The organism is Arthrobacter sp. AIWTK1 (genome assembly GCF_056680535.1).
This window is the reverse complement of sequence record NZ_CM155287.1, coordinates 3,444,184-3,463,974: the sequence shown is the minus strand read 5'-3', so window position 1 is coordinate 3,463,974 and position 19,791 is coordinate 3,444,184. Positions and strand designations below refer to the sequence as shown.

General features: G+C 66.1%; 18 protein-coding genes. 13 read left to right on the top strand and 5 right to left on the bottom strand.

Annotated features, from left to right (window positions below):
* Positions 1-105: 105 nt before the first annotated feature.
* Positions 106-1,038 (bottom strand): EamA family transporter RarD, encoded by a 933-nt coding sequence (gene rarD / locus AC1MDG_RS15875; RefSeq protein WP_479809118.1) that lies wholly within the window; start codon positions 1,036-1,038, stop codon positions 106-108.
* 257 nt (positions 1,039-1,295) lie between these two features.
* On the opposite strand from rarD, the gene AC1MDG_RS15870 reads away from it, so the two are divergent.
* The 8 genes from AC1MDG_RS15870 (at position 1,296) to AC1MDG_RS15835 (ending at position 10,934) form a co-directional block, all read left to right on the top strand.
* The gene (locus tag AC1MDG_RS15870; RefSeq protein WP_479805026.1) at positions 1,296-2,306 is read left to right on the top strand and encodes a DNA topoisomerase IB; all 1,011 of its coding nucleotides are present in this window, start codon (positions 1,296-1,298) and stop codon (positions 2,304-2,306) included.
* A gap of 68 nt (positions 2,307-2,374) precedes the next feature.
* Complete coding sequence (locus tag AC1MDG_RS15865) at positions 2,375-3,844, top strand: FAD-dependent oxidoreductase (RefSeq protein ID WP_479805025.1); 1,470 nt, start codon at positions 2,375-2,377, stop codon at positions 3,842-3,844.
* A gap of 100 nt (positions 3,845-3,944) precedes the next feature.
* Entirely contained in the window at positions 3,945-5,348 is a 1,404-nt protein-coding gene (locus tag AC1MDG_RS15860) for a helix-turn-helix domain-containing protein (protein WP_479805023.1), read from the top strand.
* Between the two features lie 126 nt (positions 5,349-5,474).
* Positions 5,475-6,998: an acetaldehyde dehydrogenase ExaC gene (exaC, locus tag AC1MDG_RS15855; protein WP_479805021.1), complete on the top strand. Its 1,524-nt coding sequence runs from the start codon at positions 5,475-5,477 to the stop codon at positions 6,996-6,998.
* Positions 6,999-7,133: 135 nt separating this feature from the next.
* Positions 7,134-8,156, top strand: a complete 1,023-nt coding sequence (gene adhP / locus AC1MDG_RS15850) for an alcohol dehydrogenase AdhP (RefSeq protein ID WP_200891041.1) — start codon at positions 7,134-7,136, stop codon at positions 8,154-8,156.
* Complete coding sequence (locus AC1MDG_RS15845) at positions 8,156-8,563, top strand: DUF779 domain-containing protein (RefSeq protein WP_479805019.1); 408 nt, start codon at positions 8,156-8,158, stop codon at positions 8,561-8,563. The genes adhP and AC1MDG_RS15845 overlap by 1 nt, the downstream gene beginning before the upstream one ends.
* Positions 8,564-8,737: 174 nt before the next feature.
* Entirely contained in the window at positions 8,738-10,279 is a 1,542-nt protein-coding gene (locus AC1MDG_RS15840) for an amino acid permease (protein WP_479805018.1), read from the top strand.
* Positions 10,280-10,328: 49 nt separating this feature from the next.
* Positions 10,329-10,934 carry a TetR/AcrR family transcriptional regulator gene (locus AC1MDG_RS15835; RefSeq protein WP_479805016.1) on the top strand — a complete coding sequence of 202 codons (606 nt, stop codon included), beginning with the start codon at positions 10,329-10,331 and terminating at the stop codon, positions 10,932-10,934.
* A gap of 48 nt (positions 10,935-10,982) precedes the next feature.
* Here the strand turns inward: AC1MDG_RS15835 and AC1MDG_RS15830 are convergent, their stop codons facing one another.
* Positions 10,983-11,618: a DUF2461 domain-containing protein gene (locus AC1MDG_RS15830; RefSeq protein ID WP_479805014.1), complete on the bottom strand. Its 636-nt coding sequence runs from the start codon at positions 11,616-11,618 to the stop codon at positions 10,983-10,985.
* A 265-nt stretch (positions 11,619-11,883) separates the two neighbouring features.
* Between AC1MDG_RS15830 and AC1MDG_RS15825 the strand changes: the two genes are divergently transcribed.
* Genes AC1MDG_RS15825 through AC1MDG_RS15810 form a run of 4 tightly spaced genes read left to right on the top strand, consistent with a single transcriptional unit; the run spans position 11,884 to position 15,392 of the window.
* The gene (locus tag AC1MDG_RS15825; RefSeq protein WP_043483336.1) at positions 11,884-12,873 is read left to right on the top strand and encodes an ABC transporter substrate-binding protein; all 990 of its coding nucleotides are present in this window, start codon (positions 11,884-11,886) and stop codon (positions 12,871-12,873) included.
* Positions 12,870-13,712 (top strand): ABC transporter permease, encoded by an 843-nt coding sequence (locus tag AC1MDG_RS15820; RefSeq protein WP_479805012.1) that lies wholly within the window; start codon positions 12,870-12,872, stop codon positions 13,710-13,712. Before AC1MDG_RS15825 ends, AC1MDG_RS15820 begins: the two co-directional genes overlap by 4 nt.
* Positions 13,709-14,482 carry an ABC transporter permease gene (locus AC1MDG_RS15815; RefSeq protein WP_479805010.1) on the top strand — a complete coding sequence of 258 codons (774 nt, stop codon included), beginning with the start codon at positions 13,709-13,711 and terminating at the stop codon, positions 14,480-14,482. Before AC1MDG_RS15820 ends, AC1MDG_RS15815 begins: the two co-directional genes overlap by 4 nt.
* On the top strand, positions 14,472-15,392 hold the full coding sequence (locus AC1MDG_RS15810; protein ID WP_479805009.1) for an ABC transporter ATP-binding protein: 921 nt from the start codon (positions 14,472-14,474) through the stop codon (positions 15,390-15,392). The genes AC1MDG_RS15815 and AC1MDG_RS15810 overlap by 11 nt, the downstream gene beginning before the upstream one ends.
* Positions 15,393-15,541: 149 nt before the next feature.
* Here AC1MDG_RS15810 and AC1MDG_RS15805 read toward each other — a convergent pair whose 3' ends face one another.
* Genes AC1MDG_RS15805 through AC1MDG_RS15795 form a run of 3 tightly spaced genes read right to left on the bottom strand, consistent with a single transcriptional unit; the run spans position 15,542 to position 18,381 of the window.
* On the bottom strand, positions 15,542-17,041 hold the full coding sequence (locus AC1MDG_RS15805; protein ID WP_043483324.1) for a catalase: 1,500 nt from the start codon (positions 17,039-17,041) through the stop codon (positions 15,542-15,544).
* 26 nt (positions 17,042-17,067) lie between these two features.
* Positions 17,068-17,535 (bottom strand): Fur family transcriptional regulator, encoded by a 468-nt coding sequence (locus AC1MDG_RS15800; RefSeq protein WP_043483322.1) that lies wholly within the window; start codon positions 17,533-17,535, stop codon positions 17,068-17,070.
* A gap of 30 nt (positions 17,536-17,565) precedes the next feature.
* The gene (locus AC1MDG_RS15795) at positions 17,566-18,381 is read right to left on the bottom strand and encodes a hypothetical protein (protein WP_479805006.1); all 816 of its coding nucleotides are present in this window, start codon (positions 18,379-18,381) and stop codon (positions 17,566-17,568) included.
* Positions 18,382-18,510: 129 nt separating this feature from the next.
* Between AC1MDG_RS15795 and AC1MDG_RS15790 the strand changes: the two genes are divergently transcribed.
* Positions 18,511-19,782: an MFS transporter gene (locus tag AC1MDG_RS15790; protein WP_479805004.1), complete on the top strand. Its 1,272-nt coding sequence runs from the start codon at positions 18,511-18,513 to the stop codon at positions 19,780-19,782.
* Positions 19,783-19,791 lie beyond the last annotated feature (9 nt).

Below are 19,791 nucleotides of genomic sequence, written 5' to 3'. Positions count from 1 at the left end.
GCAAGCGCGAAGGGATATGCGCGAACGGGCAGATAATGCCCCCAAAAACCGAAAAGCAGGGCATTATCTGCCCGTTCGCGCGGGGGGCTGCGGGTGCGCCGGGACTTATCTGCCCGTTCGCGCTCCGGCCAGGGCCCGCTTCTTCGCCACGGAGTTGCGGCGGGTCACCGCCAGCATGTCCACCGTCAGCACCAGCAGCGCCAGCCAGACCACGCCGAAGCCGATCCAGCGGTCCAGGGTCATGGTTTCCTTGAACACCACCAGGGCCACGATGAACTGGAGCACGGGGGCGAAGTACTGCAGCAGCCCGATGGTGGTCATGGGCAGGCGGCGGGCGGAGGCTCCAAAAAACAGCAGCGGTACCGCCGTGATCACGCCTGAGGAAACCAGCAGCCAGAAGTGCGTGGTGCCCTGCGTCCCCAGCGTGTTGGTGCCGCTGATTGCCAGGAAGATCATCGTGGCCGCCGCCAGGGGAGTGAGCACCACTGTCTCCATCGTCAGGCTGGTGACGGCGTCGGCCTTGGGCCCGATCCGCTTCTTCACGAACCCGTACAGCCCGAAGCTCACCGCCAGCGTCAGCGCGATCCAGGGGAGCTTGCCGTACGAAATCGTCAGGACCACTACGGCAACAAAGCCGATCCCGACGGCGGCCCACTGGAGCGGGCGCAGCGTTTCCTTCAGCACGAACACGCCCAGCAGGACGGAGACGAGCGGGTTGATGAAGTAGCCCAGGGACGCCTCCACCGCCTGGCCGGTGGTCACGCCGTAGGTGTACGTCAGCCAGTTCACCGCGATCAGGGCCGCAGCGATGGACAGCGTGCCGAGGACGGTCCGGTCCCGGAAAGCGTCCGCCAGGACCCGCCAGGAGCGGGTGACCGTGATCAGCAGGGTGCAGAACACCAGCGACCACACCACGCGGTTGGCGACGATCTCCACCGCGCCGGCGGGCTGCAGGACGAAGAAGTACAGGGGCAGCAGCCCCCAGAGTCCGTACGCACCAATCCCGAAGAGGACACCCGCCGTCGTGTCCTTGTCCACCGCTTTAAGTTCGACGCCGGGGCGGCGCGGCTGCCCGCCGGAAGCCCCACTGGAATGCCCGCTGGAAGCGGGCGTACCCGTGGTGGTCACGGCAGGTGCTGAGGCAGTTCCGTCGGGTGTAGGCACACGATCAATAACACCACCTCCGCGGGCTGTATTCCGCCAACACGGTACAGATTCCCGTTAGCGATATCCCGGACACTTGCGGTACTCAGTACGCTTACCGTTATGAATTCGCATCCTGAGCGGCCAGCACGATGAGGCTCCGCCACAGCAACGCCTCGGGCAGGGGCTACCGGCGCCTGGCTGCCGGCACCGGCTTCACGTACCGCGACCTGGACGGTTCCACGCTGCCGCCGGGTCCCGTCCGGGAGCGGCTGGAAAGCATCGGCATCCCGCCAGCATGGACCGATGTGTGGATCGCCCCCTACGACAACGGGCACATCCAGGCCACGGGGCTCGACGCCGTGGGCCGGCGGCAGTACATCTACCACCCCGCCTGGCGGGAAAAGAAGGACCGGCTCAAGTTCGACCGCGCCCTCCAGCTCGCCGAATCCCTGCCGACCGCACGCAGGCTGGTCACCCTGGACCTCCGCAGCGAGGGCTTCTCGCGCGAACGCGTCCTGGCCGGCGCCTTCAGGATGCTGGACAGCGGGTCACTGCGGGTGGGATCCGAGCGGTACACCAATGAGAACGGCAGCCACGGCCTGGCCACACTGCTATGCGCCCACGTGAAGGTGAAGCAGGAGAGCCTCCGGCTCAGTTTTCCGGCCAAGAGCGGGAAGACCTGGGATTCGGAAATCGACGACGCCGACCTCGCCGCCCTGGTCCGTTCGCTCAAGCGGCGCGGCGGGAACGCCAGGCTCCTGGCGTACAAAAACGGGCGCAGCTGGCACCCCGTGGGCAGCTCGGAAATCAACGAGTACGTCAAGGAACGCACGGGCGGGGATTTCACCGCCAAGGACTTCCGGACGCTCCGCGGCACCGTGGCGGCCGCCGTCAGCCTGGCCCGGACCGGGCCGCAGGCCACGGTGGCTGCGAGGAAACGGGCCATCAGCCTGGCGATGCAGGACGCTGCCGCTGTGCTGGGGAACACGCCGTCGATCGCCCGGAAAAGCTACGTGGATCCGCGGCTGCTGGATCACTTTTCCGCGGGCGAGACGATCGACCCCCGCCGGACGGGTTCGGCGGAAGCGGAACTGCGCGCCATGCTGTACCGGGAAGGCGACGTCGTATCCCTCAACAGCTCCCCGAAGAAAGCGGGCTGAGCAATTAGAATGGGGGAATTGTGCGCTCAGTGACCTGGCGCAGTCTCTCAGTTCCAGAAGGGCTCCCGGTGTCCAATTCGGCCGAAACCACTCCCAAACGTCCCCTCCGCGTCGCGATCGTCGGCGCCGGACCGGCCGGCGTCTACGCCGCGGACATCCTGACCAAGTCCAATGAGGTCAAGGACGGCGACTTCGAAGTCAGCATCGACCTTTTCGAGGCCTACCCTGCCCCGTACGGCCTGATCCGCTACGGGGTGGCTCCGGACCACCCGCGCATCAAGGGCATCGTGAACGCCCTGCACAAGGTCCTGGACCGCGGGGACATCCGGTTCCTGGGCAACGTGGCATACGGCCGCGACCTGAAACTCCACGATTTCCGCGCCTTCTACGACGCTGTGATCTTTTCCACCGGCGCCATCAAGGACGCCGACCTCAACGTCCCCGGCGTCGAGCTTGAAGGATCGTTCGGCGGCGCGGACTTCGTCTCCTGGTACGACGGCCACCCCGACGTGCCGCGCGAATGGCCGCTGGAGGCCAAGGAAATCGCCGTGATCGGCAACGGCAACGTTGCCCTGGACGTGGCCCGCATGCTGGTGAAGCACGCGGACGAGCTGCTGTCCACGGAAATCCCGGACAACGTCTACCAGGCGCTGAAGAAATCCCCGGTCACGGACGTGCACGTCTTCGGCCGCCGCGGCCCCGCCCAGGTGAAGTTCACCCCGCTGGAACTGCGCGAGCTGAGCCACGCCAAGGACGTTGACATTGTGCTCTACCCGGAGGACTTCGAGTTCGATGAAGCGTCCGAGGAAGCCATCCGCACCAACAACCAGACCAAGACCATGGTCAACACGATGACCAACTGGCTGGTCGAGGAGCACACCGAAGCCGAGGTGCCTTCCTCCCGCCGGCTCCACCTGCACTTCCTGCACAGCCCGGTCGAGATTTATGACGCCGCCGGCAACACTGCCGCCGGCAACACCGCTGCCGCCGGCAAGGTCGCGGGCATCAAGTTCGAGCGGATGCAGCTGGATGGCACCGGCCACGTGAAGGGCACGGGGGAGTACATCGACTACCCCGTCCAGGCCGTGTACCGGGCCATCGGGTACCACGGCTCGCCGCTGGACGAACTCGAATACGACGCCAAGGCCGGCGTGATTCCCAACGAAGGCGGCCGCGTGCTGGACGCCGACGGCAACCCCGTTCCGGGGATCTACGCCACCGGCTGGATCAAGCGCGGACCGGTGGGCCTGATCGGGCACACGAAGGGCGACGCCCTGGAAACCATCGGCTGCCTGCTCGAGGACCGGCTGACGCTGCCCCCGGCGCAGGACCCGGACCCGCACGCCATCATCGCCCTGCTCGAGGAGCGCGGCGTGGAGTACACCACCTGGGAAGGCTGGAATAGGCTCGACGCGCACGAAGCAGCCCTCGGGAAGGCGTGGACCGAAGCCGAAGCGGACACCGGCGTCGTGCGTGAACGCATTAAGGTTGTTCCCCGCGAGGAAATGATCCGCATTTCCCGCAGCGCCGACGGCTAACCCTGTGGCGGCCGGGCCGGGCGGGAACTAGACTGACCGGACCACGCCACTTCGGCATGACGTCACGCCTGGCACACCGCTGTGCCGGCAGGGGAGTCCAATGAGGAATATCTTGCAGCCGGCTGCCGCGGGCACCGCAGACAGAAACGACGCTGCAGCACTGCTCCAGCGGGATGCCCTGGCGGGCCACGAGCTGCTGACCGGGCCCGGCCCGCTGATCACCGGCAGCGCCGGCGGCCCTGCGGGTGTGCGGGTGCCCGGGCTGCGCAGCCTGGTGGAGGAATCCTGGCAGCGTTCTGTCCAGTTCCGGGCCAACCCGGACAACCCCGAAGCGCCGCTGGCCATGGACCGGGAAGAGCTGGATGAGTACCGCCGGCAGCACCCCCTGGCCACGATCATGCCGGTGATCCATAAGCTCCTGGTCCTGCCCAGCCACGACAGCGGCCTGCTGGTTGCCGTGGGCGATGAAGTGGGCCGGCTCCTGTGGGTGGAAGGCGACGCCGTCATGCAGCGCCGGGCCGAAGGCATGATGTTCGTGGCGGGCGCCGACTGGTCCGAGGCCAGCGTCGGAACCAGCGCCCCGGGCACCGCGCTCGCCGTGGGTCGCAGCATCCAGATTTCCGGCGCCGAACATTACAAGCGGTCCGTCCACCCGTGGAGCTGCACGGCCGTCCCGTTCCATGACCCGGATTCCGGCGCCCTGCTGGGGGTGGTGGACATTACCGGCACCGAGTCCGCCGTCGCACCGCACACGCTGTCCCTCGTGGAGGCAACGGTGGCTGCCGCCCAGGCCCAGTTGCGCGTGGAACGGCTCCAGCTGGCGGCCGCCCGCCAGGCAGCGCCGGTACGACGGCGGACGGCAGCTTCCACGGCACGGACCGCTTCCGCTGCGGGTTCCGGCAGCCTCTACCGCAACAGTCTCCAGCTCCTGGGCCGGGACCAGGCCCTGCTCAGCATCGAGGGCCGCACCGTGGCGCTTTCGGCCCGGCACAGCGAAATCCTGGCGCTGCTCAGCGTTCATCCGGACGGGCTTAGCGCCGAGGAACTCTGCACCCTGCTGTACCCGGGAGACGGCTCGTCCATGACGCTGCGGCCCGAGATGGTGCGCCTGCGCAAGGTCCTGCAGCAGCTCAGCCCTGAAGCCGTCCCCGGCTCGCGGCCGTACCGGCTGCCCATGGACCTGATGCCGGATTCCAGCCAGGTCCTCAACTGCCTGCAGCGCGGCGCCCACCGCATCGCGCTGGAGATCTACCGCGGCGCCGTGCTGCCGCGGTCCGAAGCGCCGGGCATCGTGGAACTCCGGGACCGCGTCTCGTCACTGCTGCGCGAAGCGGTGCTCACCGACGGCAGCGCTGATGCGCTGCTGAAGTACGCGGAACTGCCGGAGGCGAAGGACGACGTCGGCGTCCGCACCGCCGCGCTGAAGCTCCTGCCGCCGCGCTCGCCCAAGCGGGCCGCCGTCGTCGCCGACCTCGAACGGCTGGAAACGGAACTCAGCGCCTGAAAGCGCCCCAACGTGAGCTGACTCACATGGTTGCAACCTGACTGCAACCTCCCAGCTCCTACGCTGAATGCAACGGCGGCCGCCAGCACAGGCCGCTGATCATCTTGCACAGCAAAGGAGCTAGCAATGACTGTCTATGCACAGCCCGGTACCGAAGGTTCGAAGGTTACGTTCAAGGACCGCTACGAGAACTGGATCGGCGGCGAGTGGGTTGCCCCCGTCAAGGGCCAGTACTTCGAGAACATCACCCCGGTCACGGGCAAGGCATTCTGCGAGGTGGCCCGCGGCACCGCCGAGGACATCGAACTGGCGCTGGATGCCGCGCACAAGGTCGCACCCTCCTGGGGCAAGACCTCGGTCGCCGAGCGCGCAGCCATCCTGAACAAGATCGCGGACCGCATCGACGAGAACCTTGAGATGCTGGCCGTGGCCGAGTCCTGGGACAACGGCAAGCCGATCCGCGAAACCCTCAACGCGGACATTCCGCTGGCCGCCGACCACTTCCGCTACTTTGCCTCCGCCGTCCGCGCCCAGGAGGGCCGCCTGTCGCAGCTCGACGACGACACCACGGCGTACCACTACCACGAGCCGCTCGGCGTCGTCGGCCAGATCATTCCGTGGAACTTCCCCATCCTCATGGCCGTCTGGAAGCTCGCCCCGGCCCTGGCTGCCGGCAACGCCGTGGTCCTCAAGCCGGCCGAGCAGACGCCGTCGTCCATCCTGGTGCTGATGGAGCTCATCGGTGACATCCTTCCCGCCGGCGTCATCAACGTGGTCAACGGCTTCGGCGTCGAGGCCGGCAAGCCGCTCGCCTCCAGCCCCCGGATCCGCAAGATCGCCTTCACCGGCGAAACCACTACGGGCCGCCTGATCAGCCAGTACGCCAGCCAGAACCTGATCCCGGTCACCCTGGAGCTGGGCGGCAAGAGCCCGAACATCTTCTTCAACGACGTTGCCCAGGAGAACGACGCGTTCTACGACAAGGCGCAGGAAGGCTTCGCGCTGTTCGCGTTCAACCAGGGCGAAGTCTGCACCTGCCCGTCCCGCGCCCTGGTCCAGGAAGACATCTACGACTCCTTCATGGCGGACGCCGTGGCCCGGGTGGAGAAAATGATCCAGGGCAACCCGCTGGACACCGAAACCCAGGTGGGCGCCCAGGCCTCCAACGACCAGCTCGAGAAGATCCTCTCCTACATCGACATCGGAAAGCAGGAGGGCGCCAAGGTGCTCACCGGCGGCGCACGTGCCGAACTCCCCGGCGACCTGGCCGGCGGCTTCTACGTCCAGCCCACCGTCTTCGAGGGCCACAACAAAATGCGGATCTTCCAGGAGGAGATCTTCGGCCCGGTGGTCTCCGTGACGCGCTTCAGCGACTACAACGACGCCATGGGCATCGCCAACGACACCCTCTACGGCCTCGGCGCCGGCGTCTGGTCCCGCAACGGCAACGTTGCGTACCGGGCAGGCCGGGAAATACAGGCGGGCCGTGTCTGGGTCAACAACTACCACGCCTACCCGGCCGGTGCCGCGTTCGGCGGGTACAAGTCCTCCGGCATCGGACGTGAGAACCACTCCATGATGCTGGACCACTACCAGCAGACCAAGAACCTCCTGGTCAGCTACAACGAAAACAAGCTCGGCTTCTTCTAAGCCGCTTTAGCCCGGGCGGGGACGGATTGCACGCATCCGTCCCCGCCCGCACCACCTGACCACCCCTCAGGAAGGCAGCACGACTCTTTACCGCCCCACCCCAAGCAATGCTTTAACGACGCAAGGATTTCGCCAATGACGACGACAATGCAAGCAGCCGTAGTAACCGAATTCGGAAAAGACCTTCAGATCCAGTCCCTCCCCGTTCCCACTCCGGGCCGCGGAGAGGCACTGGTCAAGGTCATCACCACCGGCGTCTGCCACACGGACCTTCACGCGGCCGAGGGCGACTGGCCGGTCAAGCCCACACCGCCGTTCATCCCCGGCCACGAAGGCGTGGGTGAAGTGGTGGCCCTCGGCGAGGGTGTCACCGACCTGGCTGTCGGAGACCTTGTGGGCAACGCCTGGCTCTGGTCCGCCTGCGGTGACTGCCAGTACTGCCGCACCGGCTGGGAAACACTGTGCGAAGCCCAGAAGAATGCCGGCTACAGCGTGGACGGGTCCTTCGGCGAGTACATGCTGGTGGACAGCCGCTTCGCCGCCCGCATCCCGGCGGGCTCGGACCCCGTGGAAGTGGCCCCCGTGCTCTGTGCCGGCGTCACTGTCTACAAGGGCCTGAAGATGACCGAAGCCAGGCCCGGGGAGTGGGTCACCATCTCCGGTATCGGCGGACTCGGGCACATCGCCGTGCAGTACGCCGTGGCCATGGGCCTGCGGGTGGCCGCCGTGGACATCGCCGACGACAAGCTCGCCTTGGCCAAGAAGCACGGCGCGGAACTCACCGTTAACGCCCTCCACGAGGACCCGGTGGAAGTCATCCAGCGCGAAACCGGAGGTTGCCATGGAGTCCTGGTTACGGCAGTGCACCCGTCAGCCTTCGGGCAGGCGATCGGGATGGCCCGCCGGGGCGGCACTATCGTGTTCAACGGCCTGCCGCCGGGCGACTTCCCGGCGCCGATCTTCGAGATTGTGCTCAAGGGCCTGACCGTCCGCGGCTCGATCGTGGGAACGCGGCAGGACCTGGAGGAAGCCTTGGATTTCTACGCCCAGGGCAAGATCCACCCCACGGTGTCCACGCGGGAACTTTCGGAAGTGAACGCGGTTCTTGACGAGATGAAGCACGCCAAGATCGACGGCCGCGTGGTGCTGAGGTTCTGATGCCCGGCACCAGGCTGGACGCCGCGGTGACGCTGCCCGGGGAGGACTTCTCCCGGGTGGCGCTCACCGGGACGGCCGTGGATTTGCTGCGGAAACTCTGGGGCCAGCACGGGCCCCTGATGTTCCATCAGTCCGGCGGCTGCTGTGACGGCTCCTCCCCAATGTGCTATCCGGCGGGGGATTTCATCACGGCCGAGGCCGATGTCCTCCTGGGGCTGTTCGATATTGCCGACGGCGTGGAGCCGAAGACGCTCGAGTTCTGGATGTCCAGGGAGCAGTTCAACTACTGGAGCCACACCCACCTGACCGTGGACGTGGTCCAGGGCCGGGGGAGCGGCTTCTCGGTGGAGGCGCCGGAAGGCAAGCGGTTCCTGATCCGGTCAACGCTGATGGACTGGCCCTCCTGAGCGGCCGGCTCCGATAGCGCGAACGGACAGTTGGGGCCCCTCTCACGAGGGCCCCAACTGTCCGTTCGCGCTTTTCCGCGTCTCAGTATCTGGGATAAATGTGACCGTCCACTGGATGGACACTACTCTTGATAAGTCTGTTTCCAGCAAGCTATCGAGATTGTGGACTTTCCTATGAACCTTTTCCGGACGAAATCCATCGAGCAGTCGATCGCCGACGCCGATGAACCCGGACGCAAGCTGAAGCGTTCCCTGAGCACGTGGGACCTCATGATCATGGGTGTCGCCGTTGCTGTCGGAGCCGGGATCTTCTCCGTCGGCGCCAAGGCCGCTGCAAACTTTGCCGGCCCCGCCGTCACGGTGTCGTTCGCCATTGCCGCCGTCACCTGCGCGCTGGCCATCATGTGCTACGCCGAATTTGCCACGGCCATCCCGGTTGCAGGTTCGGCCTACGTCTTCACCTACGCCACCATGGGTGAGCTGCTGGCCTGGATCATCGGCTGGAACCTCATCCTGGAACTCTTCACCGCCGGCGCCGTGATCGCCAAGTACTGGGGCATCTACCTCAGCAAAGTCTTCGCACTCATGGGCCTGGACATTCCGCCCGCCATCTCCCTCGGCGGCATCGACCTCTACTGGGGCGCCTTCCTGATCGTGGCCGTCTTCACGGTCCTGCTGGTGCTGGGGACGAAGCTGTCCGCCCGCGTCGGCAACATCTTCACCCTCATCAAGATCGCCGTGGTGCTGTTCGTCATCGTGGTCGGCTTCACGTACGTGAAGTTCGAAAACTACTCGCCGTTTGTCCCCGCTTCCGAACCCACTGCCGCCTCCGGCACCGCCGACGTGCTCAAGCAGTCCTTCTTCGGTTTCCTGACCGGAGCCGTTCCGGCGCAATACGGCACGCTGGGCATCTTTGCCGGCGCGGCGCTGGTCTTCTTCGCCTTCATCGGTTTCGACGTGGTTGCCACCTCGGCAGAAGAGGTCAAGAACCCGCAGAAGACCCTGCCGCGCGGCATCTTCGGCGGCCTGGCCATCGTCACCGTTCTCTACATCCTGGTGTCCCTCGCCCTGACCGGCATGGTGTCCTACACGCAACTGGCGGAGGCCAAGAACCCCACCCTCACCACCGCGTTCGAAGCCGTGGGCAACACCGACGCCGCCAAGGTCATCGCCTTCGGCTCACTGGTGGGCCTCACCACGGTGATCATGGTGCTCCTGATGGGCCTGTCCCGCGTGGTCCTGGCCATGAGCCGCGACGGACTGCTGCCGCGCTCGCTGTCCAAAACCAGCAGCATCCGTGCAACACCGGTCCGGCTCCAGGTGATCTGCGGCGCGGCTGTGGCCGTGGTGGCCGGCCTGACCAACGTGGACCTGTTGGAGGAAATGATCAACATCGGCACGCTGTCCGCCTTTGTGATGGTGAGCCTGGGCATCCTGGTCCTGCGGAAGAAGCGCCCGGACCTCAAGCCGGCCTTCCGCGTCCCGTTCGGCAAGGTTCTCCCCGTGGTCTCGGCCCTGCTGTGCCTCTACCTGATGACCAACCTCGCGGTGGAGACGTGGATCTTCTTTGCCATCTGGCTGGTCATCGGTGTGGTGATCTACTTCTCCTACGGCCAGCGGCACTCCCGGCTGAATGAGAAGTTCGCTGAGGCCAGGGCCGCCGTCAATGGCGCCCCGGTCGCAGCGGGGAACGAGGACGCGCTCACCCGCAACTGACTCCGGGGCCCCGGAATCCGCTCTGGCCATGACTCCATAAGATGGAGTCATGGCCAGAGCTGTTAAACCGCAACGCAAGGTGGAGTTATTGTCCGCCATTCAGGACTACCTGATGGACAAGACCCTGGCCGAACTCACCTTCCGGAGCCTCGCGGAAGGCCTGGGCATCAGCTCCTACGTGCTGGTGTACCACTTCGGCAACCGGGAACAACTGGTCAACGAGATCATCCGCTCCATCGAATCCCGGCTGGACAGCATGCGCACCACGGACGTGCGGGACATCGACCGGGAAGCCTGGCGGTCGTTCCTAATGGAGTCCTGGCAGTGGACCATGGCCCAGCGCAACCGCCACCTGGCCAGGCTTGAGTTCGAGGCGACGGCGCAGGACGTCGTGGCCGCCTCGCCCCGCGGCACAGCCCAGGACCATTTCCGCATGCTCCACGAAAAAGCGCGCGACTGGCTGGTGGTGCAGGGCATCCGCCCGGAGTTCGCAGACACCGACGCCCGGCTCTTTACGTCCACGTTCTACGGGCTCCAGTTCGATTTTGTGGTCATGAACCAGCCCGAGGAAGCGACGAAGGCTTTCGAACTGATGGTGGCTGTGTTCTTTTCGAACCTTGAGCACCGCCTGGCCACGGAAGGCCAGCACGTCTGACGCCGGTACGCCTGGGACGCCAGCAGGGCGCACCAGCGCGGCGCGGCCCTAGGGCGCGGCGTGGCGGCCCACCCATTCAACGAGTGGCCGAAGCTGTTCCCAGAGCCGGGAAACCCCCTCCGCGGCTGCGGGTGTGGATAGCCAGTCCGGTTCGCCCAGCTCCATACCGGCCGACAGCGACTTGTACTTGAGGAGCTCCGCCCGGGGATGGTCGCGCGGAAAGCCCCTCGGCACGGTCTTGAGCCGGTCGCCCTCAACCTGGAACCCCGCATCGGTGACCGTTCGGACGATCCGCTCCAGCGACTCGCCGGTCCCGGTGGCGTCCACCGAGTTCCGGAAGCGGGCCAGCTGGGCAGGCGAGCTCGAATGGCAGCCGCCGCCTACCAGGAGGCCGTCGGCGCTGAGCTGCACGTAGTACCCCACTCCTTCCTGGAAGGATGCGACCGCTCCCTGGGCTGTCTTGTAGGGGGACTTGTCCGGGGAGAACCGGACGTCCCGGTTGGGCCGAAAGATTTTGGCCGGACCGAACCTGGGTTCCAGCTGGGCCAGCAGTGCCGTCAGCGGTTCCCGGACGAGCGTTTCGTAGCGCGGCTTGTGGTCGAGCCACCACTCCCGGTTGTTGTTCTGCTCAAGGTCGGCATAGAACGCGGCAGCCGCCGCGGGGATGCCCTCGAATGTGGTCATGCAGTGATCCTAGGCAGCGGAATGAGCGCCAGCCAGAGCCGGCAGCGCGTATGTGGAAACCGCAGGGTCCGGCGCATCCACCCGAACCGAAGGCGCCTTCTTTCCGACTTCCGGTTATGCCAGTATCAGGAGGATAACGATGAGTGATCAGTTTGACCTTCAACCTTCTGGTGCCAATAGACTTACCTCGAACGTTTGTTCGGACAGCGGACAAGCGGGGCTTGGGGGCCGTTCAGCTCCCAGGCCAGTCCACAAAGGAGTGAACATGAATCGTCGTACTGCCATTGCTGTGCTTGCCGCAGCATCAGTTTTGGGCCTATCAGCCTGCGGGTCCGGCTCGCCCAGTTCCACGGGAGGCGGAACTGCCTCAGGCGGAAGCACCGGCGGCGCGGAACTGACTAAAGTCAGCGTCGGCGTGATACCGATCGTCGACTGCGCGCCGATCTACCTGGGTGACAAGCAGGGATTCTTCAAGGAAGAGGGACTCCAGCTGGACATCCAGACCGCAACCGGCGGCGCAGCAATCGTCCCGGGCGTCGTCAGCGGCAGCTTCGACTTCGCCTTTTCCAACCTGATCTCCGTGATGGTCGCCAAGGACAAGGGCCTCGACCTGAAGTTCGTCGCCAACGGCGCCTCCACCACGGGTGAGAAGGGCAAGGACATCGGCGGCGTCGTCGTTCCCGCCGGCTCCAGCATTAAGTCCGCCAAGGACCTTGCGGGCAAGACCGTCTCGGTCAACAACCTCTCCAACATCGGCGACACCACGATCAAGTCGGTCGTCGAAAAGGACGGCGGCGACCCCAAGAGCGTGAAGTTCGTTGAGGTGGCCTTCCCGGACGCCCCGGCGGCCCTGGCCAACAAGCAGGTGGATGCGGCGTGGATCCTGGAGCCCTTCCTGTCCAAGGCCGTGGCTGAAGGCGGCACGGTGGTCTCCTGGAACTTCGCCGAGATGAGTCCGGACCTGGACATCGCCGGTTACTTCACCAAGGGGGACACCATCAAGGGCAAGGCCGAGCTCACACAAAAGTTCACCCGGGCCATGAACAAGTCCCTCGAGTACGCGCAGGCGCACCCGCAGGAGGTCCGCGACATCGTGGGCACCTACACCAAGATCGACGAGGGAACGCGAGCCAAGATCGTGCTCCCGCGCTACAAGGTCGACTTCAACAAAGATGCCTTCAAGACCCTCGGTGACGCCGCCGCCAAATACGGCACACTGACCAAGGCACCGAACGCCGGCGACCTCCTCCCGTGAGTTCCGACGATCCAGCCTCCGGCGGTCCCGCCCCCAGCGCGGGCCGGGACCGCCGGCCGGTCCGCAAGCTCCCGGCAAAGCAGTTGCTCGGCCTGGCCGGGATCGTGGGATTCCTCGCCACCTGGGAACTGATTCCCCGGCTCGGCCTCATCGATGAGCGTTACCTGCCGCCCGCCAGCGAAGTGATCCTGGCGCTGGTGCGGGACTTCAGCCTGACCGCATTCTGGATCTCGGTGGGCGAGACCATGGCAGCGTGGTTCCTGGGCCTCATCATCGCGGTGGCCTTGGCCGTGCTGCTGGGATTCGTTATCGGCTCCAGTGACTTCCTGCGGAAGGCGACCAACTCCACCGTGGAGTTCCTGCGCCCGATTCCTTCCGTCGCGTTGATCCCCTTGGCGGTGCTCCTCTTCGGCGTGAAGATTGAATCGTCCCTCATGCTGATCACGTACGCCGCCTTCTGGCAGGTCCTGATCCAGGTCCTTTACGGGGTGGCCGACGTGGACATGGTGGCCAACAACACCGCGAAGACCTACGGACTGGGCCGGATGGCGCGGATACGCTACGTCGTGTTCCCCACCGCCCTGCCGTACCTCATGACCGGCGTCCGGCTCGCCGCCACGGTGGCGTTGGTCCTGGCCATCACGGCGGAATTGGTGATCGGCTCCCCGGGCCTGGGCCGTGAAATCGCCCTCGCGCAATCCGGCGGCGCCATTTCCGGCATGTACGCCCTGGTGCTCGCGACCGGCCTGATCGGCGTGCTGATCAACGTCCTGATGCGCTTCATCGAGAAGAAGACCCTGTCCTGGCACTCCTCCGTCCGTTCCGAGGTGATCGTATGAAAGCCCTGAAGACACTCGGCTACGTTCTTGCGCTGCCAGTGCTCCTGGTCCTGATGTGGTGGGCCTCAATCCTCGGGGCGGTCAATTTCTTTGTCCCCACCCCGGCCGCACTGGTAGGCAAGTTCGGCGAGGTCTGGTTCGGGCCCCGCTTCTTCACCGACGTCCTGCCCAGCATCGCCCGGCTCCTGGTGGGCGTCGTCGCCGCGATTGCGATCGGCGTCGTAGGCGGTGTCCTGATCGGGTCGGTCAAGTGGCTCCGTGCGCTGCTGGAACCCACGCTGGAATTCTTCCGCGCCATCCCGCCGCCGGTCCTGGTCCCGGTCCTGATCCTCCTGATGGGCATCACCGATTCCATGAAGGTCGCGGTCATCATCTCCGGCTGCGTCTGGCCGGTCCTGTTGAACACCATCGAAGGGGTGCGTGCCGTCGACGGTGTCCTCTCGGATTCGGCGCACACCTATGGCATTGACGGCTGGGCCCGGGTCCGGTACCTCGTGCTGCCCTCGGCCAGCCCGCAGATCATGGCCGGCGTTCGCCAGTCGCTGTCCCTCGGGTTGATCCTGATGGTCATTTCCGAAATGTTCGCCTCGTCCTCGGGGCTTGGCTTCACCATTGTCCAGTTCCAGCGTTCCTTTGCCATACCGGAAATGTGGTCCGGCATTGTGGTGCTCGGTTTGCTGGGCGTGGCCATGTCATTCATCTTCCAGTGGGCCGAGCGGCACATCCTGCGCTGGTACCACGGCCAGAAAGAGGTAGAAAATGCAGCCTGACCCAACCCCGGCCTCGTCCGGGAAAACCCTGCCGGAGGTGATGCTCTCCGTCCGCGGCGTGAAAAAGGTATACCAGACCGACGGCGGGGACATTGAGGCCGTTCGCAACCTCACCTTCGACCTGCGCCCCGGTGAACTTGCCTGCCTCGTTGGCCCCTCCGGCTCCGGCAAGACCACGCTTCTTAAGTGCATCTCCGGCCTGATGGCGCCCACCGCAGGCGAGGTCCTGCTGGACGGCAAGCGCGTGTCCGGGCCGCCCAAGAAGATGGCAGTGGTCTTCCAGGAGTACGGCCGGTCCCTGTTCCCCTGGATGCGGGTGCGCGAGAACGTAGAGCTCCCCTTGAAGAACCAGGGCGTGCCCAAGGCGGAACGCGACACGCTGGTGGATGAGGCGCTCGAAGCCGTGGGCCTGTCCCACGTCCCGCGCTCCTACCCCTGGCAGCTCTCCGGCGGCATGCAGCAGCGTGTGGCGATCGCCCGTGCCATCGCGTATCAGCCGGAGGTCCTGTTGATGGACGAACCGTTCGCCGCAGTGGACGCGCAGACTCGGGCGGACTTGGAGGACCTGATACGGGTGGTCTGGAAGAAGCTCGGCGTCACCGTGCTGTTTGTCACCCACGACATCGACGAATCGGTCTACCTCGGCGAACGCGTCATCATCCTGTCGTCCTCCCCGACGGTAGTTCAGGAGGACATCGTGATCGACCTCCCCGACGAACGCGACCAGCTCAACACCAGGGCGCTGCCACGCTTCACCGAGCTCCGCCACCACGTGTACGAGCAGATCCAGCTGGCCAAGAAGGGCCACCGCCCCGCCGCGGCCGGCTCGAACCCAGGCTCGAACCCCGCCGCGGCCGGTTCGAACGCCGGCTCGACGGCCGGCTCGAACCCAGGCTCGAACGCAGGCTAGTCCGGCGGCCTGGCCTGCGGCGCCGGACGCAAGCCATATCGCCGTCCGGGATCAAACAGAACACCCCGCCACGGATGATCCGTGGCGGGGTGTTCTGTTCGTTCGCCGTCAGTGGCGCCGGGCGGCGCCGGGCGGCGCCGCCGAAGGGGTTACAGCTTGTTGGCTGCTTCAGCGTCGGATTCCGTCTGGCCGGCGCCGAGGTTGGCGCGCAGCTTGGCGCCGAGTTCGGCGTCAACGTTGGTCCAGTACTGGATGGCGCGTTCCTTGATGCCGGCGTTCTTCACGCCGCCCACAGCACCGGTGATGGTGTCCAGCAGGCGGGCCTTGGCGCCGTCGTCGAACACTTCGCGGTACAGCGTGCCGGCCTGGCCGAAGTCGCCGTCCTCGGCGTGCAGGGAGTGGGCGGAGAGCGTCAGCTGGCCGTCGTTCTCCCAGCCGCCTGCCGGGTTCTGCGGTTCAACGGCAGCCGGGCCGCCAACCGAGTTGGGGGCGTAGACCGGAACGGAGGAGGCGTTGAAGTGGTAACGCCCGGCGCCGTCCTGGCTGTAGTTGTTGACCTGGTTCTTCGGCTGGTTCACCGGGATCTGGGCGTGGTTGGTGCCCACGCGGTAGCGGTGTGCGTCAGCGTAGGAGAAGATGCGGGCCTGCAGCATCTTGTCCGGGGAAGCGGCGATGCCCGGCACGAAGTTCGACGGCGCGAAGGTGGCCTGTTCGATCTGCGCGAAGTAGTTCTCCGGGTTCCGGTTCAGCTCCATGGTGCCCACGTGGATCAGCGGGTAGTCAGAGTGCGGCCACACCTTGGTGAGGTCGAACGGGTTGAAACGGTAGGTCTTGGCGTCTTCGTACGGCATGACCTGGACGTGCAGCTCCCAGGACGGGAAGTTGCCCGCAGCGATGTTTTCCTGCAGGTCGCGAATGTAGAAGTCGGCATCCGAGCCGGCAAGTTCTTCAGCCTGGTCCCCGGTGATGCTCTTGACGCCCTGGTTGGACTTGAAGTGGTACTTCACCCAGAAGCGCTCGCCCTCGGCGTTGATCCACTGGTAGGTGTGTGAGCCGTAGCCCTGCATTTCACGCCAGGAAGCCGGCAGGCCGCGGTCGCCCATGAGCCAGGTGACCTGGTGCGCGGACTCGGGGGACAGGGTCCAGAAGTCCCACTGCATGTCGGCGTCGCGCAGGTGCGTGCCCGGGAGGCGCTTCTGGCTGTGGATGAAGTCCGGGAACTTGATGCCGTCGCGGATGAAGAAGACGGGGGTGTTGTTGCCCACGAGGTCGTAGTTGCCCTCGGAGGTGTAGAACTTCACGGCGAAACCGCGGGGATCGCGCCAGGTGTCGGGGGAGCCGCTCTCGCCGGCGACGGAGGAGAAGCGGATCAGCATCTCGGTCTCCTCACCCGGCTGCAGGAACGCGGCCTTGGTGTACTTGGAGACGTCCGAGGTGGTCTTGAACGTACCGAACGCGCCGCCGCCCTTGGCGTGCACTACGCGCTCCGGAACCCGCTCGCGGTTGAACTGGGCGAGCTTTTCGATCAGGTAGTGGTCGGTCAGGATGATGGCGCCGTCAGCGCCGACAGCCTGTGAGTGAGCGTCGGACGTGACGGGAGCACCGGACTGTGTGGTGGACACAGCGGGCGCAGAGATGTTCAGAGTCATCTTTCTCCTTTGGTTGGGTTTCTTGCTTAGTTTCGTTCGGCGGGTAGCTTTTGGGTGCGCTGGCAGTCCTGGCAGATGCCCTGGTACATAACGTCAGCGATCTGGATGGTCATCGGCTCGGAGTTCTCGTCCCAGTGCGGCGTGAGGCAGGGCGCGTGGCCCACGGCGCAATCCACGTCCTCCACCCGTCCGCAGCTGATGCAGATGGCGTGGTGGTGGTTGTCGCCCACCCGCGTCTCGTAGAGTGCGGGGGAGTGGGGCGGTTCGAACCGGCGCAGCATGTGCAGGTCCGTGAGGTCACCGAGGACCACATAAACGGACTGTGCGGTCATTTCGGGCAGTTCTTCACGCGCTGCGGCAAGGATGCTTTCGGCCGGCGAGTGCGGGTGGCGTTCGACGGCGGTGAGGACCGCCATCCGCTGTTTGGTCACCCGGCGGCCGTGGGCGCGCAGGGCGGCAGCCCATGCATCCTGGCCCGCCTCGTGAACTGTCATAGCCCCATTCAAGCACTTATTATGACTAAATCACAATAAGGCGGGGCTAATTTCCGGAGACCGCAGCAACATTTCAAACGGATTGACGGACTCACCGGCGGAGCGGCCCAGCGCGTGCAGTTCCAGGCGGCCGTCCGTGACGGCAGTGTCCGGCACTATGCAGCTGAGGCCGGTGACGGCCGGCCGCAAAGCCAAGGTCTCAAGGGCGGCGGCGAGGGCAAGCAGTTCCCGCGGGGTCACGTCCTCCACGGAACCGATGGGCCGATCCGGCGCGAGGACCGTATGGTCCGACCCCGCAGGGGACGACGGCGTCCAGGCGCGGATGGCGGGCAGCGGCGCCGTCTCTTCCGGGCCGGTTGCCGGGAGAGTTTCCGCGCGGGGTTCGGTAGCCGAACCGTCCGGTGCCTCAGCCACGGCGGTAGCTGCCGCCTTCAGCAACGCGGTGCGGAGCCCGGCGTCGTACGTGTCCAGGTCCCGGTCCTCCGCCGGCTTCCGGCGCTGCGCCGGCAGGGAGAGCTGCTCGGCGGGGGTGACCGGCTCGCCGTCCCAGCGGCCGAACAGGTGGAAGGTGGGGGTGGACGATTCCGCGGCAGGTTCGCCGATCGCGGCGCCAAGCGGATGCCAGCGATGCGCGAAGAGCAGGGTGCAGGTGTCCGCCCCGAGAACATCGGCCAGTGCCCGGCGGGCTGCGTTGTGGCAGCGCAGCCAGTCGGCGGCCGACCGGTGGTCCAGGGCCGTTGCCGGATTGCTGAGCCGGATCATCAGGTGCCCTGAAGTCAGCGGAGTGCGCGGCCGGGTGACTTCCCAAACCGCCGAACCGAAAAGCAGCCGTCTGGACAACTGCATGCGTCTTCCTTCCCCCGTGGTGTTTCCCCGCCTGAGACTATCAAGGTGCGGGACGTCGTACGGGGGCGCCCCGGCACGGTGGACGCCGAATGGCCCGGTTCCATTGGCCCCCGCCGCTAGAGTTGCCCGGTGGGAAGACTTCTGGCTGACATCACTCCGCTGCGCGAGAGCCGTGACTTCCGCCGGCTCTGGCTCGGATCAGCCATCTCCAACCTTGGCAGCCAGTTGACCCTGGTGGCGGTCAGCCTTGAGGTGTACCGGCTGACGCAGGACAGCCTCTACGTGGGGTTGCTGAGTATTTTTGCCCTGGTTCCGCTGGTGCTTGGAGGCCTGCTGGGCGGCTCCATCGCCGATGCCCACGACCGCCGCAGGGTCGCCCTGCTGGCGACCACCGTACTGTGGCTGACCACTGCCGGGCTGGCGGCGCAGGCCTGGCTCGAGGTGGGCAGCGTGTGGCTGCTGTACCTGCTGGTGGCTGTGCAGAGCGGCGCCCAGGCGATCAACCAGCCCGCCCGCAGCGCCATCATTCCCATGCTGGTCCGCAAGGAACTCCTGCCGGCGGCCAACGCCCTGAGCATGATCAGCTTTGGATTGGCCATGACCGCCGGCCCGCTCCTGGCCGGCGTGCTGGTGGCGTGGGTGGGCTTCGGCTGGACCTACACGCTGGATGTAGCGAGCTTTGCGTTTGCTTTCTGGGCCCTGCTGAAGCTCCCGCCGATGCCGCCGGGAAAGGCAGCACACCGTGCCGGGCTGCGGTCCGTGGTGGAGGGCTTCCGTTTTTTGGGTACTCGTCCAAACCTCCGCATGACGTTCGTGATCGACCTCGTGGCCATGATCTTCGCGCAGCCACGGGCACTGATGCCGGCAATCGGCGCACTGATGATCGGCGGGGGCGAGGCCACCGTGGGCGTGCTCCTGGCCTCGACTGCCGTGGGTGCGTTCCTGGCAGGGCTGTTCTCCGGGCCGCTGGGCGGTATCCGCCGGCAGGGGAGCGCCGTGGTGTGGTCCGTCATGGGATGGGGCGCGTCCATCGCCGGTTTCGGGCTGGTGGTGGTGCTGGCCGGGCGTTCCGGCGCCGACGGGGTGACGTGGTGGCTGCTGCCCGCCGCGCTCTGCTGCGCCCTTGCCGGCATCTCGGACTCCGTGAGCGCCGTGTTCCGCACCACCATCCTCCAGGCGGCGACGCCGGACCACCTTCGCGGGCGGCTCCAGGGAGTGTTTGTGGTGGTGGTTGCGGGCGGTCCGCGGATCGGGGACATGCTGGCGGGTGGCGGCACTAAACTTTTGAGTGAAGGTTGGGTTTTGTTGCTGGGCGGGTTGTTGTGCATCGCCGTGGCGTGGACGGTGGCGCGCCGGCAGTCGGGTTTCCTGGCGTACGACGCGCGGAATCCCGTTCCGTAGCGGCGCCGC

Coding starts and splice junctions, on each gene's coding strand:
- AC1MDG_RS15870 (WP_479805026.1), top strand. CDS start 1,296: ATGAGGCTCCGCCACAGCAACGCCTCGGGCAGGGGCTACCGGCGCCTG.
- AC1MDG_RS15860 (WP_479805023.1), top strand. CDS start 3,945: ATGAGGAATATCTTGCAGCCGGCTGCCGCGGGCACCGCAGACAGAAAC.
- exaC (WP_479805021.1), top strand. CDS start 5,475: ATGACTGTCTATGCACAGCCCGGTACCGAAGGTTCGAAGGTTACGTTC.
- adhP (WP_200891041.1), top strand. CDS start 7,134: ATGACGACGACAATGCAAGCAGCCGTAGTAACCGAATTCGGAAAAGAC.
- AC1MDG_RS15845 (WP_479805019.1), top strand. CDS start 8,156: ATGCCCGGCACCAGGCTGGACGCCGCGGTGACGCTGCCCGGGGAGGAC.
- AC1MDG_RS15840 (WP_479805018.1), top strand. CDS start 8,738: ATGAACCTTTTCCGGACGAAATCCATCGAGCAGTCGATCGCCGACGCC.
- AC1MDG_RS15835 (WP_479805016.1), top strand. CDS start 10,329: ATGGCCAGAGCTGTTAAACCGCAACGCAAGGTGGAGTTATTGTCCGCC.
- AC1MDG_RS15830 (WP_479805014.1), bottom strand. CDS start 11,618: ATGACCACATTCGAGGGCATCCCCGCGGCGGCTGCCGCGTTCTATGCC.
- AC1MDG_RS15825 (WP_043483336.1), top strand. CDS start 11,884: ATGAATCGTCGTACTGCCATTGCTGTGCTTGCCGCAGCATCAGTTTTG.
- AC1MDG_RS15815 (WP_479805010.1), top strand. CDS start 13,709: ATGAAAGCCCTGAAGACACTCGGCTACGTTCTTGCGCTGCCAGTGCTC.
- AC1MDG_RS15810 (WP_479805009.1), top strand. CDS start 14,472: ATGCAGCCTGACCCAACCCCGGCCTCGTCCGGGAAAACCCTGCCGGAG.
- AC1MDG_RS15805 (WP_043483324.1), bottom strand. CDS start 17,041: ATGACTCTGAACATCTCTGCGCCCGCTGTGTCCACCACACAGTCCGGT.
- AC1MDG_RS15800 (WP_043483322.1), bottom strand. CDS start 17,535: ATGACAGTTCACGAGGCGGGCCAGGATGCATGGGCTGCCGCCCTGCGC.
- AC1MDG_RS15795 (WP_479805006.1), bottom strand. CDS start 18,381: ATGCAGTTGTCCAGACGGCTGCTTTTCGGTTCGGCGGTTTGGGAAGTC.